This window comes from Rossellomorea sp. LJF3, from assembly GCF_037046045.1.
GTDB lineage: Bacteria > Bacillota > Bacilli > Bacillales > Bacillaceae_B > Rossellomorea.
The window spans coordinates 106,560-121,955 of the sequence record NZ_JBANLY010000010.1 but is presented as its reverse complement, the minus strand read 5'-3'; the positions used below and the strand labels follow the sequence as shown (position 1 = coordinate 121,955).

The window sequence follows — 15,396 nt, the reverse complement described above, 5'->3', positions numbered from 1 at the left end:
AAGGAGGTGTGTGTCCGTGCTTTCACGAATAAAATGGCTGTCCTTTTCAATTGAATTATTTCTCGCTGTCCCCATCTTTGGTAATATCGCCGGAGAATCGATTCCTTTTCTCCTCTGTCTAATAGCTCTGTGGCATGCGAGCGTATTGTACATTTCCAGGTCGGAAGATCAGCCGATCCTTGGCAGTCTCCTTGGAATTCTTGCTTCCTTTCTGAACTTCTTCCCGATTATCCGATTGATTGCCCATGCAATCACTGCAATTGTCCTTATCTTTGAAATTCAGAAGGCCCCCGGGATGGAATGAACAAGTAAAAAGGATGGTTCCCGAAATGAGGACCATCCTTTTTTTTATATTTATTGAAGCATTCCGCCTGCATTCTCGTATCTTGCATTGAACTCCTGCAGGAATTGATTCGTGATGCTATCGTCATGGATGATGAGCATATTTTCATCATTCACATTATTACCGTTTTCGCTCCAGTTGGTCGACCCCACAATGACCGTTGGATCACTGTTTGTGTCCGCATCGATGAGCATCGTTTTGGCATGCAGCTTACGACTTTCATTGGCTGCGTAGACAGGTGCAGGATTCGCCCAGCGTGTATTCGGGTTATTCGTACTCGTTTGGGTGGCCGTTCTTCCCGTCATTTCGATGCTCGCTGACCACCATTGATTCCAGAAGCTTGGATCGAACACGCCTTTTACGTCAAAGCCAGTCCGTGTCCCCTGATTATCCACATAGCTTCCTTCCCATTTGTTCTTCAATTCGTCCACCAATGCCTGATCGCTCCAGGCGAAAATGGTGAAGTACGCATTTTCGTCCGCTTCCGTTTTCACAAGGTCCCTCATGCGTCCAACAGCGTCATCCCCTGAAGAGAAATAAATTTCAACTTTATCGCCACCGATGGTCAGGGTATGAGGCGTATTATCGATTTTGCGGGTACTGAAATTAGAAACCGTATTATCCGGTGTCGTCGTCCCGCTTCCCCACATTTCTTCAAATTCTGTTTTATAGATAGAGGCAAGCTCAGGTGAATGGACCTCTACGACATGCTGCTGATTTCCGTCAAGGATTCCTTGCTCCATGTTTTCTTCTGTTCCATAAAGTCCTGTAACGGTAAAGTTCCAGCTGCCGGTGAAGACCCATTGCCCATCGATCACAGCAAATTTATTATGCATCTGATTACCGGGAGAATAGTAGCTGTCCGTGGCTTTCAGTTCTCCTTCGACAAACATATAGCCTGTAGTCGCCGTACTTCCCACTGTCACATTACGCTTTGGAAAGTCATTGAAGCTTGCTGGTAAACCATAGGCCCCACGCTTCGTTGCATCTTCTACGACAAACATGGGAGAATCCGATAAAATATGGGCGTCGTCCCCTGTCCCGACTACCCCATCTTTGCCTCGGACAAGCTTTTCCAAGTTTAGTCGCATCGTCTCATAGCGTTCTGCATAGTGGGGATCACTTCCGTCCTTTGCGTCTGCCAGAATGCGCACGTCCACGCCTTGAGCGGCTTTTTCCATTAACGCATCCACCACCCGCGGCAGATTGATTTCATATGTGGCGAAATCGATTGACGTTGTCGCTGCATTCAATCGCTTTAATAATCGATCTTCGAGATTGACATTGTAGTTTGCTTCATTACCCGGCATGGCGTATTGAGTAGAGGCGCTTTTATTGAAATAGACATTGATGGCCCCCAGCTCCTCGCTCACATTCGTAAGGGATTCACTCCCATTACCGGCCGGTGCTGCTGCATTAGCCGCTTTAGGTGTCCCGAATCCACCTTCGTATGAAGTGGTTGCCGTACTCCAATTCGTTGTGACGATCCCACTGACAGACGGATCGATCCTCGACATCGTCGCTTTCGTCGTATTGTCCCCGGCATACCATCCGTTCACTTCATCGATGATGGTACCCGATGCATCTTTCAAATACAGGGTTTCATTGGAATTCCCAAGGCTTCCTGTATATACTTGATCAGCTGTAACAGTTGAGATCGTGCTGTCGCTCGTTCTTTCCAGCAAAAAATAATCCTGTGCCCCAACCGTTCCGCTTAAAGCAATGCTCGGTGAACCGTCCCCGGCTTCAAGTGTCCAACCATCAAGGACAATATCCGTTGAAGTCGGATTGTGGAGTTCCATCCATTCATTATTGTAGGAACCTGTCGTTCCCATCCAGGCCACTTCATTGATGACGGCTGACTGGGTGGCCGCTTCCACGCTCTTATTCATCCCACCCTGTGGCTGTATGAATCCTCCCGTCAATAATAACAGGATACTGATGATCGATAATGATACCTTTTTGGTCCTCATGCCCTTTCCCCTTTCAGAATGCAAAGATATTAAAATGATTACAGTACAAGTATATTTTGTCGCATTTTGTAATGTAAGGGGAGAATGGACATGATTTTTCTAACCATTTTGTAAATTTTGTAGATTCAGTGTAAATCGTCATCACTATATTCCTACTAGTTTTACTTTATTTACTAATATATTTGGTCTATTTGGAAACAAACGTTTAAACTAAAGGAAGAAACCCATTCAGGTACAAAGACCCAATAAAAAAACAGCAAAGTCCTCTTCAGACTCTGCTGTTTACAATTCAATTTCCCAGTCCTCCCTCATTACCAGGTACAGAAGAAGAAGGGTGTTTTCAAGTTCTTCATAGGTCATCCCATCCATATCCATCCCCAATTTCGGAAACAGGATATCGGCCAATTTTTTGCTTAAATGATTTCGCTCTGAAAGGGGCAGCTGCAGGAAGCGATTCGCGTACGTCCTGACCAGGTTCCATTCTTTCGTACCAAGCTGCTTCAGAGCCCACTCTTCAACTGACAGGTCTTCCTGCCTGAGCCCGCGCTGTCGGATTTCTTTCTCGATGGCTTTCTCTTTTCTTTTTCCTTTGACCCGCCGTTCATGCACGACGATGGTTCCTGCCACGATGTCACCCAGCCGTTTGTGCTTGGAGTGAAGGAAGATCATGATCATCCCGAGAAAATAGGAGACTGGGAGCATGTCGATGATTCTCATCAGATTACGGATGAAGCAGGATAAGAGTGTAATACTGTGTCCATTCTCCTGTATCACACGGATGCCCAACATTCGTTTGCCCACTGTTTTTCCTCCCCAGAAGTACTCCAGTGCGAAGAAATATCCCCAGTTTATGACGAAGATGGTGATCAAGAAGAACCCCAGGAAAAACGAGTTGAAATCGAACATATTTATTTTCAGGTTATCATCTGCGAGGGCGAAAAATAGGAGCACCACAATCAAAATATTCACGATGGTCAAGATGATTTGATCGATCATAAGAGCCGCGGCACGGCTTCCAAGTCCCGCCGGCTGAAATTTCAGGGAAACATATTCGGGCGTCCGGATATCGACCTGTTCTTCATGCATATCCATCCCCTCCTTTTGGTTGAATTTACCTTTAATAGTTTCTATTTTTTTCTAAACTTACTATAATAAGAGATAAGAAATCCAATGAACGAGTAGGTGTCACAATGAAAGTGAAGCAATTTGTCAAACAGCACCGGGATGATTGGAAGGCTCTTGAGGATCTCCTCGGAACGTTGCGAAAAAGAAAGAATATGACGGGAACGACCATTGATCGGTTCAATCGCCTCTATCAAAAGGCTGCACAGAATTTATCGTACAGCCAGACCTATTTCCCCGAAGAAGAAGTGACGGATTATTTAAATGGACTCGTGTCGAAATCTCACAATCTCTTTTATAAAGATCAGATCACGAGCGGAAAGCAAATCCGGCATTTTTTCTCCACGACGTTTATCGGTCTCCTTCTCGATCAATGGAAATTCGTTGTCCTGGCAATGGTCTTGTTTACGGTCGGTGCACTGGGTGCCTTTCTTTCCGTCGTGAATGATCCCCTTCACCTTTATTCCATCCTCCCCGCTGAAATGTCTCAGGGTGTGGATCCCGGTAATCTGGGAAAAAGTGACGGAGAGGTGAATTCTTCCATCATGTCCGCTGCCATCATGACCAATAATATCAAAGTGGCCTTCCTCGCTTTTGCAGGCGGTGTCACATTCGGCTTATTGACGATGTATATGCTTGTATACAACGGCATCATTGTCGGTGCCCTCGCTGCCGTCTTCTGGCATCAGGGAATGAGCTACGAATTCTGGGCGTATATCGTCCCCCATGGCATGATTGAGCTTACGGCCATTTTCATTGCCGGTGGTGCGGGATTGTTGATGGGTTATAAGCTTTTCGTACCCGGACGCTTCACTCGTGGATATCAACTGAAGGAGCAGGCGAAACGATCCGTCCAGCTCCTCCTCGGTACGATCCCGTTATTTGTCATCGCCGGGATCATCGAAGGCTTCATCACACCGGCCGCGATCTCACTTCCTGCGAAGTACATGGTCGCTCTGTTGACGGTTGCCGGACTGATTCTCTATGTGGCCATCGGTAGGCTCCGACTCGGCAGGCTACACTAAACCGCGATTCATCAGATCTATATAGTAGGAAACGGCCGTCGTTGCCAGTTTCTCTTCACGGGCCTCCACCATCAGGAGGCCCTGTTTTTCCCACTTGGATTTCCCCCTCTTTTTGACGAGCATCTGTTTCTGGGCCATACTCTTCATCATCGCCCGGATCTCGTCAACCGGCTCCGACTTGATTCTTTTCACTAACATGTCATCTTCTATCCCGATCATTAAAAAGAGATGCTGCCTGCGCAGTCGCTGCAGATAATAGAGAGCATTATCTTCATGGAGAAATGTGTGGATATCGCTGAATAATAACAGCAGACTCCGTTTCTTCTGGACCGTCTGAACGTAATGGAGGACGGCGGCATAATTGGATTCCGCCGCGTCCACCTCGAGATTATAAATTCGGTGGAGGATGGTCTGGAGATGCGCCATTCCTTTGGCAGGCGGGATGTAGACCTTCACATTCTTACTGAAAGCGAGGATCGACACATAGTCCCCGTTCTGAAGGGCAGCCGCCGTGACGGTCATGGCTGCTTCAAGGGACCTCTCCAGCCGGTTCCCTTTCTCAAGCTCCGCCCCCATCATCCGTCCGCAGTCAATGAGAATCGTGATATACTTTCCATGCTCAGGTTCATATTCATTCGTCATCACTTCTCTGAGCTTTGCCGTCTGACGCCAGTTGATCTTTCTTGGATCATCCCCGACGACGTAATTCCTGATTTTCGAAAACTCCCCTGCCCCACTCTGCATCTTCCGTATTTTTACTCCTTCATACAGTAAAAACCGCTGGGCATCTTCGAGTACCTTTCTCGTTTCAGTGAGATCGGGGATGACTTTCACCATATCCATCGTTTCCACAGTTTTTTGTTTCTCCCATAGTCCCAGTGAGCTCCGGTAGCGTAAATAGAGTCTGGTTAACTGATAGTCCCCCCGTACAGGGGTCACCACATCGTAAGAGGGCTTAACCGCTGAATGACCGGCAAGCTTCCCTTTAAGGGGGAGAGTGGCTTGAAAGCTTTGCGGTGTCCCGTCCAAGAGACGGTACGACATATCCCGATCCGATGTGTTATGGATCGTTAATTCCACCGTATAATCAAGTCCTCTTTCCGTTTGATCAGGGATGCTCCTCATCACTTCTATATTCTTCTTTGAAGGAGAGAACGTTAAATCGATGAGACTCAAAACGAGAAACAAAGCATTCAATATAAAGATCCATGTCCATGACAGCCCAGCCAGCGTGCCTGCTAAGAGGACAACCGAAAAGCATGCGTATACTACCAGCAGCCGCCCAGTCGGCAGAATCCCCTTATCTTGGAACAGTAATCGACCCAATAAGCTCCTGGATGACTTGGTCAATGGTCAGTCCCTCCAATTCTACGTGCGGGGATAGCTGTATGCGATGTCTGAGGGCAGGTCTTGCCACCATCTTGATATCATCAGGGGTGACATAGTCCCGCCCTGACAGATAGGCCCAAGACCTGCCTGCCTTCCCGATGGAAATGGCCGCCCTTGTACTCGCGCCGAAGCGGATCGTCTCCGTTTCCCGGGTTTTCCTGACGATTTGCATGATATAATCCAATACCGCGTCGCTCAGGGTGACACCCTCGATTTCTTTCCTGATGGATAAGAAGGTTTCAATGTCGAGGATCGCCCCCACTTCGCTCCGGTCAACATGATTCTCGATCACCTGTTTTAATACCGATTTTTCTTCTTCAAATGAAGGGAAATCAATATCGAGCTTGAATAGGAATCGGTCCTGCTGGGCTTCCGGAAGCGGGTAGGTTCCTTCGAATTCAATCGGATTCTGGGTTGCCACAACAAAGAATACCTCTTCAAGCTGGTACGTCGAGCCTTGGATCGTTACCTGCTTTTCTTCCATGGCTTCCAAGAGTGCCGCCTGGGTCTTAGCCGGTGTCCGGTTGATCTCATCGGCTAAGAGGACGTTGGTGAAAATCGGTCCCTTGATCGTATGGAAACGGTTGTCCTTCATGTTATAAATCGTACTTCCCGTTATGTCACTCGGCAGGAGGTCCGGGGTGAATTGAATCCGGTTAAAGCTACCTCCAAGCAAACGGGACAATGTTTTGACCATTTGGGTTTTCCCGGTGCCCGGGACCCCTTCGATCAATACATGTCCTCCTGCGAGAATTGAAGACAGCAAGAGTTTAAGATTTGTCCCCTGTCCTACGATGCGCTCTTCAAATATCTCCATTAAGGATGTGATTTCTGGTTTCAACGATCCTCCACCTCTTTCCTGAATAATTCTATTCTTTTCGACCACATGACATATTCCTGTTTGCTGATTCTTTCTTTATTCAGCACACCTTTTATCCCCGTTAAAAAGGAGGCGATTTCCTTTTCGGAAACGGTTTGGAGTCTCCGTTCCAACGGTTCTTTCAAGTCCCCCCACTCTTTACTCGTCGGGATCCCCCACCGCTCCTGGAACAGGAGTCTTACATAATCAGCCTGGATCAGAAGGGAAGCCCTGTACTGTTTCCCTTTCAAGTACCACGCTGAAAGGGCCTTGATTCGCTCATCGCTGAACCGGACCATTTCCTCCCGGGGGGTGAGAATTCCCCCGAACCGTTTCCCCTGCATCCATAGCCCGAGTAAGATGAAGATGGCTGAATGGAGGAGCAGGAGCAATAGCCATTGCGGGTATAGAGTCGCAAGGGATGCCCCGCTTTCTCCTCCGTGGAGGAATTCATCAAACAGGATGGTCCCCTCTTCTGCACCACCTTCTTTTAACAAAAGAAGGATCAGAGAAAGATGATCCTTTTCCAGGATACTGCCGTTCGTCATCCAGGCAGGCGTGGTGGATACAATGAGTGACCCCTGACCCACGTCAGTCTTGTAGGCGATCGTTCCATCCACATCATCCAGAAGGACCTTATCTCCCTCCTCTTCTTCAAGGCGGACGCCTGATAAAGCATCCGTTTCATATGTATTTCCTTTCCCGTCACGTACGAGGGGAAGAATGGGGCTGTCTATCATTTCCGTCTTGATATCGAACATCCCTTTTGGATTATCCTTCAGAAGGAGGATGGTATTTCCCCGCCTCATGAAATCCTCGTATTCTTCCATTTCTTCCTGATCCGGGACTGTAAACGGCTCCGCCATGATCAGAAGCTGGCCGGATTCTTTTCTGGACAACCGGTCAGGTGAAAGGGACCATCTAGAAATGGCATTCCCTTCGTTTTCCAAATAGGTGTAAAGGGCCTTTACCCCTGTTGGCGAGGGGGATTCTGATACGTAGGCCGGATACTCCTTCAGCTTTTCCGGAGAAAGAAAGACTCCGATCACGATGAATACACCAAGAAGACCCACCAGGGGGATCCACCTTTTTATAGTTAACTTCAATGCCCGATCCTCCTTTCCCTTACACTGTCCATCTATGAATCTCCATTTTCCAACCAGCTGCGGGCTTCCTGTTTATAGTGTAGATACTCCTCTTTCTCCACTTCACGTTCACCATACGCAACCTCGTCGAATAAAAGGGCAAGCCGGTAGAATCGATCCGCCCATCTTTGATTCACTTTACGCAGTTCATCGTAATACTCCCAGTTCGTCTTCCACACGCGCGCCTCCAGATACTCCCTTTCGTGAAAGTACAGAAGCAATGCCAGGAACATGTGGCGGGTGGCTTTCGAATAGTCACCCAGGTCCTCCTGCTTACGGGCTTCCTCAAGATGCCTTGTATAGGACCATTCCATCTCGTTCATGGATTGAAGGGGCTTGTTCGAACGGAATCTGCGCCTTCTCACCCCGTTTCGCACCGCACTGAATGCGATGAGGAGAAGGATGCCCACAACGAGGACAATGAGTGTGATCAGGATCCCCGATGCTGCCCCCCCTGTCGGTTCAAGAGAAGGGTCAATGTTTCCGAGCAGACCCCGGATCCATTCCTTTGCCTTTTCCCACATGCCCGACAGCAGGTCCTGATTATTCTGAAGGTAGGCTTGGTATTCTTCCCTTTCCAGAATATCTTCGAGTTGATCCCTTGCTCTGTTTTCATTCAACACTTTCTTCACCTAGCTTTCAGATCAAAAGCCCGGAACCCCGGGCCAGACTGGATACTTCCTTGGTTAAATCGTATGGTAGTCATCGATCATTTCATTTAAATCATCGGCGTCATGTCTTGTTTTCAGGTCAAAGAACATCACTCCGAAACCAACAGCGAACAACATGGTCGTAAATAATGTCACCACATTAAGGATCATCCCGTATAAAACACTATTTCCCAATACGAGGCCGAACGTCAATTCAAATGCGGCATTGACGATCCCGATGATCAGGCCGAACACAATATACAATCCAATGATGGTGAAGGTGCGCTTTTTCGTCAGTCTCCAGCTTCTGCCAAGTCCAGGTGCGTCATGCTCAATGGCCGCTGCTCCCAGGTAGAAACTCCAGCGTGCCAAGAGATAAGCGACTACAGCAGCAATGAGGAGGAACAAGACGATGATGGTAATGATCACCCCAACCCCTGTATTAAACAAAGCAGCACTGAATACTCCTGCGATCCCGATTGTGAAAACAGGGACAAATATGAAACCAAACACGATCAATCCGAATAGGATACTGCTTCCGATGATCGGCCAAAAACGGGAGAATCCTTCTTTGATGACCAGCTTGACCGAGTAGTCTTCATTTTTCCTCATATGATTCAGAGTGAATAATATCGCGGCTTGGGCAATCGGTGACAGAATCATCGTGATAAGACCAATCAGTGCCGCACCGAGTTCCGCTCCCACATTCACTGCCGGCCCTTCCTCAGTAGAAAACTCTCCTGAAAAGCTGTTGACAATTCCTTCGAACCAGGTTTCCCCTGATCCTGTCGTTCTAAAGAAACTGACTCCAGACGCAAGGTCAATGAGAGCCTGCAACAAATAGACAGGTCCCAATAATACAAGGACAATCAGGAAAAAATCTTTGAAATGGTTCTTACTTAATCGAAATGTATGATCCAGTATTTCACCGAATCGCTTTGGTTTACTGAATTGTGCGTTCATATTCTGATCCTCCACTGCTCATTTTTCAAAATTTTACAATATATCGCTTATTTTAACATTATTCCTCCTTCATATGATGAAATATTTGTCATTTTTCTGTACTAATTTACTATCAGCATCGTATCCCCATTCATATGGTTCCATTTGCATTTGATGCTCTCAGTCCTCCTCTTTCTATACGAAAAAGTGACCCAAAAGTTTTCATTTCGGGTCACTTTTTTTATATTATTTAGCGAGATCATGTTTAAAGGCATAGATGACGGCCTGGGTCCGGTCCTGTACTCCGAGCTTCGATAGGATGTTGCTCACGTGGGTTTTCACTGTTTTCAGGGCGATGAATAATTCATCGGCGATTTCCTGATTCGTTTTCCCCTGCGTCATGAGAAGGAGGATTTCAAGCTCCCGGTTCGTCAATTCCTCATGGGGATGGGAGACCGTCTTCTGTCTCATCCGTGTCATCATCTTCCCCGTCACTTCGGGTTCGAGTATCGACTGGCCATTATGGGTTTTGCGCACCGCTTCTGCGATTTCGCTGGCCTTCGATGTTTTCAGCATATAGCTGACGGCACCCGCTTCAAGGGCAGGGTACACCTTATCATCATCGAGGAAGCTTGTCACAATGATGATTTTCGCATCCGGCCAATCCTGGATGATTTCTTTCGTCGCCTGAATCCCATCCATTTCCTTCATCACAAGGTCCATCAGGATGATATCCGGCCGCAGCTCCAGGGCCAATTGTACACCTTCTTTGCCATCTGACGCTTCCCCGACGACATCGATATCCGCCTGGGCAGACAAATAAGATGATACACCGATCCTCACCATTTCATGATCATCTACAAATACTACTTTAATCATTCATTTCACCTTCATTCTCTACGATGGGAACCTTCACTTCCAAGCGCGTCCCCTTATTTGGCACACTAATGATTTTAAACGTTCCACCGATTTCAATGGCCCGTTCCCTCATATTCTGAAGCCCATACGAGCTCGTCACCTTCGACTCATTCACATCAAACCCGAGGCCATCGTCCGCCACCCTCAAGATGATGATCGATTCCCTTTTAATGAGGCGGATGTCGAGGGTTGTAGCTTTGGCATGGCGAAGTGTGTTCGAAACCGACTCCTGCAAAATCCGGAACAAATGATCTTCGATTCCTTTATCAAGGCTCATGTCCTCGATTTTCCATTCGATATCAAGAGGGACTTTCTGAGCTAATTCGACTAAGAGCTCCTTCATTCCTTCTTGAAGATTCTTTCCTTTTAACGCCACGGGGCGAAGATGGAGGAGGAGCGCCCTCATTTCAAGCTGCGATTGATGGATCATCTGCTCGACCATTCCAAGCTGCTTCTCTTCATGGGGGGTCCTGTGCGGGGAGGGTGTCTCCGTGATCGCCGACATGAGCATCGACGCAGCGAACAGCTGCTGACTGACCGAGTCATGCAATTCCCTCGCCAAACGATTTCGCTCCTGAGATACGATTTCCTGTATTCTTTTTTCCTGCTCCTCGGCTTTTTCATTGGCAAGTTTCTGGGAGTACCGGGCTTGATCGGTGAGATGCTTTCCGAGGGCGTCGACCTTTTTCCACACCTGCTGCACCTCAGAGGTTGCCGTTTCAGGGATGGTGATCGTGCGCCCTTGTTCCACGTGATGGAGGGCATCTTCCATTTCCCGCAGCTGCCGCTTATCCTTCAAGCCGCTCCGGATGCCGAAAACAATCCCGATCACAATACTGAACACGAGAATAAACCCTGCTCCTGGTATATCCATGATTTCCACTTCCCATAAAAGGGACCAATCCTGTAACGGATATAAATAAAAGAAGGAAAGAGATAAAAACAGCACCATGACAAGGGAAAAGAGGATACCTGCAACGACCTGCTTACTGACCGTACTCATATTCTCTTCACCTCAAGATCCCCGATCCACATGGAGGTGATGATCTTCACCCGCTGGACAGCCTCATCGTATCCCGGTGTTTGATAATAAAGGGACTGATTGATCGCTTTCGGCTCCACTTCATCAAAAATCTCGATGGATCCCGCCAGGACCGAATGATGAACACTCACTTCCACGTCATATGGAATCAGAATCTCGATATTCCCGAGTATATTCCGGATGGATACAACGGAAGTACCCTTTGGGAGGACCGTATTCCCGATGTCGATGACCGAGTCCCCGATGACTCCCTGGATGTTGATATCATTCCATTCGTACACGTCATCCGGCGTCCGCTTCGGACCGAACCACTCATTCTGAAGAGCCGCTCTTTTCATCATGAGCGGTTCATGGCTTTGGGTAAACGTTTCCTTGATGGACGGCGTGATGTATTTCGGATGCTTCTTTGAATCGGCAAAACGTACAATGATAAAGAGAAGAATGCCAAATAACAGGAATTTAAATGCGACCGTATTGAAAATATTGATTGCTAAACTGATGATCCCGAACCACAGCAGAATCTTCCCCGACGTCCTCGGCAGTTTTTTGCGTCCGATATAAATACAGAATGCAGCTATCGATAGAAAGACAAGAACCCCCCCATCATAAAAGGAGACTTCCAGCAGTATAAGCAATGTCCCGATTAAAATTATCCAACTGATTCCGTCAGAGCGTAAGCGATTGAACATGGGGGTCCCTCCTTTCCGGTTATGTATGTAACGTCCCGCAACCGGCTCAAATCCTAAGATAAAACGGGGTGAACCCATCATGGGCTCCCCCTTTTTTACGTTATCATGTTTTTCTTCATTTAGAATACCATGTTTCAGGACGGAATGGCTTCTGTTTCCTCATTTTTCATGTCTTTTTCCAATTTGGCAATCTTGGCGTCGATCGTGTTTCGGTAATACGAGGAATTCACTCCATGCTCCAGTTGGTCTAAGTACGTTTCAATTTCATCAAACTTAGAAAATGCCTGATTGTTATACCCTGAAGATGATTCCAGGACAGAGTTCATTTTGTTATGAGCGCGGGCGATATTTTCCCTGCCCATCAGCTCCATCCTCTTGATGTACATATCCTTTAGCTTGTGCTTCATTTCTTCATATTTACGCTCAAGCTCTTCAAGCTCTTTTGTCGCTTGCAGCTTGGATTCCTGGATCCGCACGGCACGTTCTTCATAGTATTTTTGTTCCTGCAGGGCAAATTCATACAAGCCTTCTTCGCTTGCTTTGGACGCTACCTCTGCCTGATACTTGCGTTTGTCGGCTAAAACGGAAGCCTGTTGATACTCTTTCTGAAACTCTTCTTTTAATAGATACTGCCTTTCGACAAGTTTTCTTACCTTTTCCACTTCCTGCTCACATTGTCTTAAGTAATGATTCAGAACGGCAATCGGATTTTTCTTTTCCTTTTTATCAATTGCTTCGTGAAGGTCTGACATGACGGTATTCTTCAATCGTTGAAATAAATTTGCCATTGTTAAATCTCTCCTTTAGTTTTTTAATTGAGACCATTCTCTTTCAAAGTTCGTGAAGGGATCAGATGATGACTCTTCCACGATGACTTCTTCTTTCTTCCAGTTCTTATAGATTACATACAGGACATACAGAGCAACGAGCCCGATGATTGCCGGGAAGTTCGATACGGTTGCACTGAATGCGGCAAGACCGATCAGTGCCCAGAGGATTTTCTTTCCTGTGGAGTCTGTCTTGACGAAACTTTTGAAGCTGTAGTACATGATCAATAAAGAGATCGCAAGCCCCACAATCGGTCCTAAATTGGCCAGCAGTACGATTGCTGCAATTCCTCCGGCTAAAAGCAATCCAACTTTCTTCATATGTTGTTGCCTCCTTTCTTCTTCATGTCTCTATCCTACCTGGTTTCCGGATTTCCCATAACGAGCCGGAGCTTTATTTTCGAATCAGACTTGAGGCTTAGGAGGGGTGGGACTAAGGGGTTTTGAAGGGGAATCGAAGGTGACGGGGGTGGGCTAAAAATAAAGATCCGTCCCTCAATACAAGGGACGGACCTCAAAACGTTTTTTTAGTTCGTCAGTTCGAGGAATTCTTCTACATCGGCGATGCATAGGTTGATTCCTTTTTGCCAGAAGGCTTCTTTGGTGATGTCTTCTCCCAGATGCTTCATGGCAAGGTCTTCTACGTTCATGACGGCGGTGTCGCGGAGGAGGGCCATGTATTTCTCTTCATAGCTTTCGCCGGACTCCAGTGCCTTCGCGTAAATGCTCAGTGAGAACAGGTAGCCGAATGTATACGGGAAGTTATAGAACGGCACTCCTGTGATATAGAAATGGAGCTTCGATGCCCAGAATCGTGGGTGGACCTCTCCCAGTGAATCAGCGAACGCTTCTTTCTGTGCTTCCACCATCAGGTCGTTCAACGTATCGACAGACACGATTCCTTTTTTCCGTGCTTCGTAGAAACGGGTTTCGAATAAGAAGCGGGCATGGATGTTCATGAAGAACGCAACGCTCCTCTGAAGTTTATCTTCGACAAGGGCAATCTTTTCTTCCTTCGTTTCCGCTTCCTTCACGGCTGCATCCGCCACAATCATTTCGGCAAAAGTCGAGGCCGTTTCTGCGACATTCATGGCATAATTGCGATTCAACGTGTGCATTGGCTTTAACGCATAGGAATGAAATGCATGGCCCAATTCATGGGCAAGTGTCGAAACATTCGACATCGAGCCTGAATATGTCATAAAGATCCGTGATTGATCACTTAACGGGAATGATGTACAGAATCCACCGGGACGTTTTCCTGAACGGTCCTCTGCTTCGATCCACTCATCCTCGAAGGCTTTTTCTGCAAACTGTGCCATTTCACTTCCAAAACGGGCGAACTGTTTCAGGATGAATTTCGCTCCTTCATCGTATGACATCGTGCTCGTCGATTCCGCTACCGGAGCGTCCAGGTCATACCAGTCCAGTTTGTCCTTGCCGATCATTTTCGCTTTCCGGTCCAGATACTGGACGAAAGGCTTTTTATTTTTGCTGATCGCCCCCCACATGGCGTCCAGGGTTTCCTGCTTCATTCGGTTGTACTCAAGGGGCTCCTTCATCAACTCGTCCCAGCCCCGCTTTTTATACACATTCAAGCGGAATCCGCCAAGATGATTAAGGGTACGGGCAAAGAGCTCTTCATTCTGTTCCCATGCGTCCTCCAGTTTATCAAAAACCTGTTTACGGGTTTTCGGATCGGGACTTGATAGTAGATTATTGGCCTGTCCCACCGAGAGGCTTTTGCCGTCATGAGTAATGTCCATCGCACCGACGATCGTGTCGTACATCTGTCCCCAGCCGTGATACCCGTCGACGGCCAAAGCCTGGATCAAGGATTCCTCACTGCTTGAAAGCTTGTCCTTCGCTTTTTGTCTCCACTCATTCAGCACAAACGTGATCTCATTCAATTTTTCGTGCTTCAGCAGTTCTTCCCACACTTCTTCCCTGCAATCCGAAAGCTGCTGCTGGAATTTCGTGAAGGTTGATGAGAAATCAGCGCTCAGAGTTGTCACTTCGCTCCGAAGAGAGTCTGCCTTCCGATCATGCATGTTTTGAGCTTCCAGACAGCTGACAAATGCACCTGCCTGGCGCAAATACAACATCACGTCCTTCGCTTCATCAATGAGCTTCCACACTAGCTCCGCATCCTTCGCCGATTGAGGCGGATGAAAGGCAAGTGCATTCTCTGCGAAATCATTTTTCTTCTTTTCCAAAATATCGAGATGATTCCTGAATTCCTGTGATTCACTTCCGCCTTTGAAAAAAACATCTAAATTCCAAACCGTTGAATATGTATGAGTTGTATGGTCCATAATGTCCCCCTAATTTAATATGTAAATTGTCCCTATCCTATTTTTAATTCTCGATAAAACCTCTAAATCCTTCATGATCTTTTACAATTCCTTATACCTAAACTCTCTTCATTTGGTTTTTAAACGGATAAAAGTGGAATAGTATATAGCAAACAAC

At 47.1% G+C, this 15,396-nt stretch carries 15 protein-coding genes; 2 read left to right on the top strand and 13 right to left on the bottom strand.

The window, feature by feature from the left end:
• Positions 1–16 precede the first annotated feature (16 nt).
• Complete coding sequence (locus V8G47_RS11740) at positions 17–304, top strand: hypothetical protein (RefSeq protein WP_079530780.1); 288 nt, start codon at positions 17–19, stop codon at positions 302–304.
• Positions 305–354: 50 nt separating this feature from the next.
• Here the strand turns inward: V8G47_RS11740 and V8G47_RS11735 are convergent, their stop codons facing one another.
• Both V8G47_RS11735 and V8G47_RS11730 read right to left on the bottom strand, forming a co-directional pair.
• On the bottom strand, positions 355–2,316 hold the full coding sequence (locus V8G47_RS11735) for a phospholipase D-like domain-containing protein (protein WP_336200273.1): 1,962 nt from the start codon (positions 2,314–2,316) through the stop codon (positions 355–357).
• 282 nt (positions 2,317–2,598) lie between these two features.
• Entirely contained in the window at positions 2,599–3,402 is an 804-nt protein-coding gene (locus V8G47_RS11730) for an RDD family protein (RefSeq protein ID WP_336200272.1), read from the bottom strand.
• A 104-nt stretch (positions 3,403–3,506) separates the two neighbouring features.
• Here V8G47_RS11730 and V8G47_RS11725 point away from each other — a divergent pair, with 104 nt between their 5' ends.
• Entirely contained in the window at positions 3,507–4,463 is a 957-nt protein-coding gene (locus V8G47_RS11725) for a stage II sporulation protein M (protein WP_336200271.1), read from the top strand.
• Here the strand turns inward: V8G47_RS11725 and V8G47_RS11720 are convergent.
• The 11 genes from V8G47_RS11720 to V8G47_RS11670 form a co-directional block, all read right to left on the bottom strand.
• Positions 4,455–5,813 (bottom strand): DUF58 domain-containing protein, encoded by a 1,359-nt coding sequence (locus V8G47_RS11720; RefSeq protein ID WP_336200270.1) that lies wholly within the window; start codon positions 5,811–5,813, stop codon positions 4,455–4,457. The two genes, V8G47_RS11725 and V8G47_RS11720, sit on opposite strands and share 9 nt — an antisense overlap.
• Complete coding sequence (locus tag V8G47_RS11715; protein ID WP_336200269.1) at positions 5,764–6,693, bottom strand: AAA family ATPase; 930 nt, start codon at positions 6,691–6,693, stop codon at positions 5,764–5,766. The genes V8G47_RS11720 and V8G47_RS11715 overlap by 50 nt, the downstream gene beginning before the upstream one ends.
• Positions 6,690–7,817 (bottom strand): DUF4350 domain-containing protein, encoded by a 1,128-nt coding sequence (locus V8G47_RS11710; protein ID WP_336200268.1) that lies wholly within the window; start codon positions 7,815–7,817, stop codon positions 6,690–6,692. The genes V8G47_RS11715 and V8G47_RS11710 overlap by 4 nt, the downstream gene beginning before the upstream one ends.
• Positions 7,818–7,849: 32 nt before the next feature.
• Positions 7,850–8,479, bottom strand: coding sequence for a DUF4129 domain-containing protein (locus V8G47_RS11705; protein WP_336200267.1), 630 nt, complete (start codon positions 8,477–8,479; stop codon positions 7,850–7,852).
• Between the two features lie 63 nt (positions 8,480–8,542).
• On the bottom strand, positions 8,543–9,469 hold the full coding sequence (locus tag V8G47_RS11700; protein ID WP_336200266.1) for a hypothetical protein: 927 nt from the start codon (positions 9,467–9,469) through the stop codon (positions 8,543–8,545).
• Positions 9,470–9,694: 225 nt separating this feature from the next.
• Complete coding sequence (locus tag V8G47_RS11695) at positions 9,695–10,327, bottom strand: response regulator transcription factor (protein ID WP_336200265.1); 633 nt, start codon at positions 10,325–10,327, stop codon at positions 9,695–9,697.
• On the bottom strand, positions 10,320–11,369 hold the full coding sequence (locus V8G47_RS11690; protein WP_336200264.1) for a sensor histidine kinase: 1,050 nt from the start codon (positions 11,367–11,369) through the stop codon (positions 10,320–10,322). Before V8G47_RS11690 ends, V8G47_RS11695 begins: the two co-directional genes overlap by 8 nt.
• Positions 11,366–12,097 (bottom strand): cell wall-active antibiotics response protein LiaF, encoded by a 732-nt coding sequence (liaF, locus tag V8G47_RS11685; RefSeq protein ID WP_336200263.1) that lies wholly within the window; start codon positions 12,095–12,097, stop codon positions 11,366–11,368. The genes V8G47_RS11690 and liaF overlap by 4 nt, the downstream gene beginning before the upstream one ends.
• 134 nt (positions 12,098–12,231) lie before the next feature.
• On the bottom strand, positions 12,232–12,885 hold the full coding sequence (locus tag V8G47_RS11680; protein WP_336200262.1) for a PspA/IM30 family protein: 654 nt from the start codon (positions 12,883–12,885) through the stop codon (positions 12,232–12,234).
• Positions 12,886–12,900: 15 nt separating this feature from the next.
• Positions 12,901–13,245, bottom strand: a complete 345-nt coding sequence (locus V8G47_RS11675; RefSeq protein ID WP_336200261.1) for a lmo0954 family membrane protein — start codon at positions 13,243–13,245, stop codon at positions 12,901–12,903.
• 206 nt (positions 13,246–13,451) lie between these two features.
• Positions 13,452–15,239: a M3 family oligoendopeptidase gene (locus tag V8G47_RS11670; protein ID WP_336200260.1), complete on the bottom strand. Its 1,788-nt coding sequence runs from the start codon at positions 15,237–15,239 to the stop codon at positions 13,452–13,454.
• Positions 15,240–15,396 lie beyond the last annotated feature (157 nt).

Bases quoted from the DNA above. Each gene is read 5' to 3' on its own strand.
- V8G47_RS11735 (WP_336200273.1), bottom strand. From the start codon at position 2,316: ATGAGGACCAAAAAGGTATCATTATCGATCATCAGTATCCTGTTATTA.
- V8G47_RS11730 (WP_336200272.1), bottom strand. From the start codon at position 3,402: ATGCATGAAGAACAGGTCGATATCCGGACGCCCGAATATGTTTCCCTG.
- V8G47_RS11725 (WP_336200271.1), top strand. From the start codon at position 3,507: ATGAAAGTGAAGCAATTTGTCAAACAGCACCGGGATGATTGGAAGGCT.
- V8G47_RS11700 (WP_336200266.1), bottom strand. From the start codon at position 9,469: ATGAACGCACAATTCAGTAAACCAAAGCGATTCGGTGAAATACTGGAT.
- V8G47_RS11695 (WP_336200265.1), bottom strand. From the start codon at position 10,327: ATGATTAAAGTAGTATTTGTAGATGATCATGAAATGGTGAGGATCGGT.
- V8G47_RS11690 (WP_336200264.1), bottom strand. From the start codon at position 11,369: ATGAGTACGGTCAGTAAGCAGGTCGTTGCAGGTATCCTCTTTTCCCTT.
- liaF (WP_336200263.1), bottom strand. From the start codon at position 12,097: ATGTTCAATCGCTTACGCTCTGACGGAATCAGTTGGATAATTTTAATC.
- V8G47_RS11680 (WP_336200262.1), bottom strand. From the start codon at position 12,885: ATGGCAAATTTATTTCAACGATTGAAGAATACCGTCATGTCAGACCTT.
- V8G47_RS11675 (WP_336200261.1), bottom strand. From the start codon at position 13,245: ATGAAGAAAGTTGGATTGCTTTTAGCCGGAGGAATTGCAGCAATCGTA.
- V8G47_RS11670 (WP_336200260.1), bottom strand. From the start codon at position 15,239: ATGGACCATACAACTCATACATATTCAACGGTTTGGAATTTAGATGTT.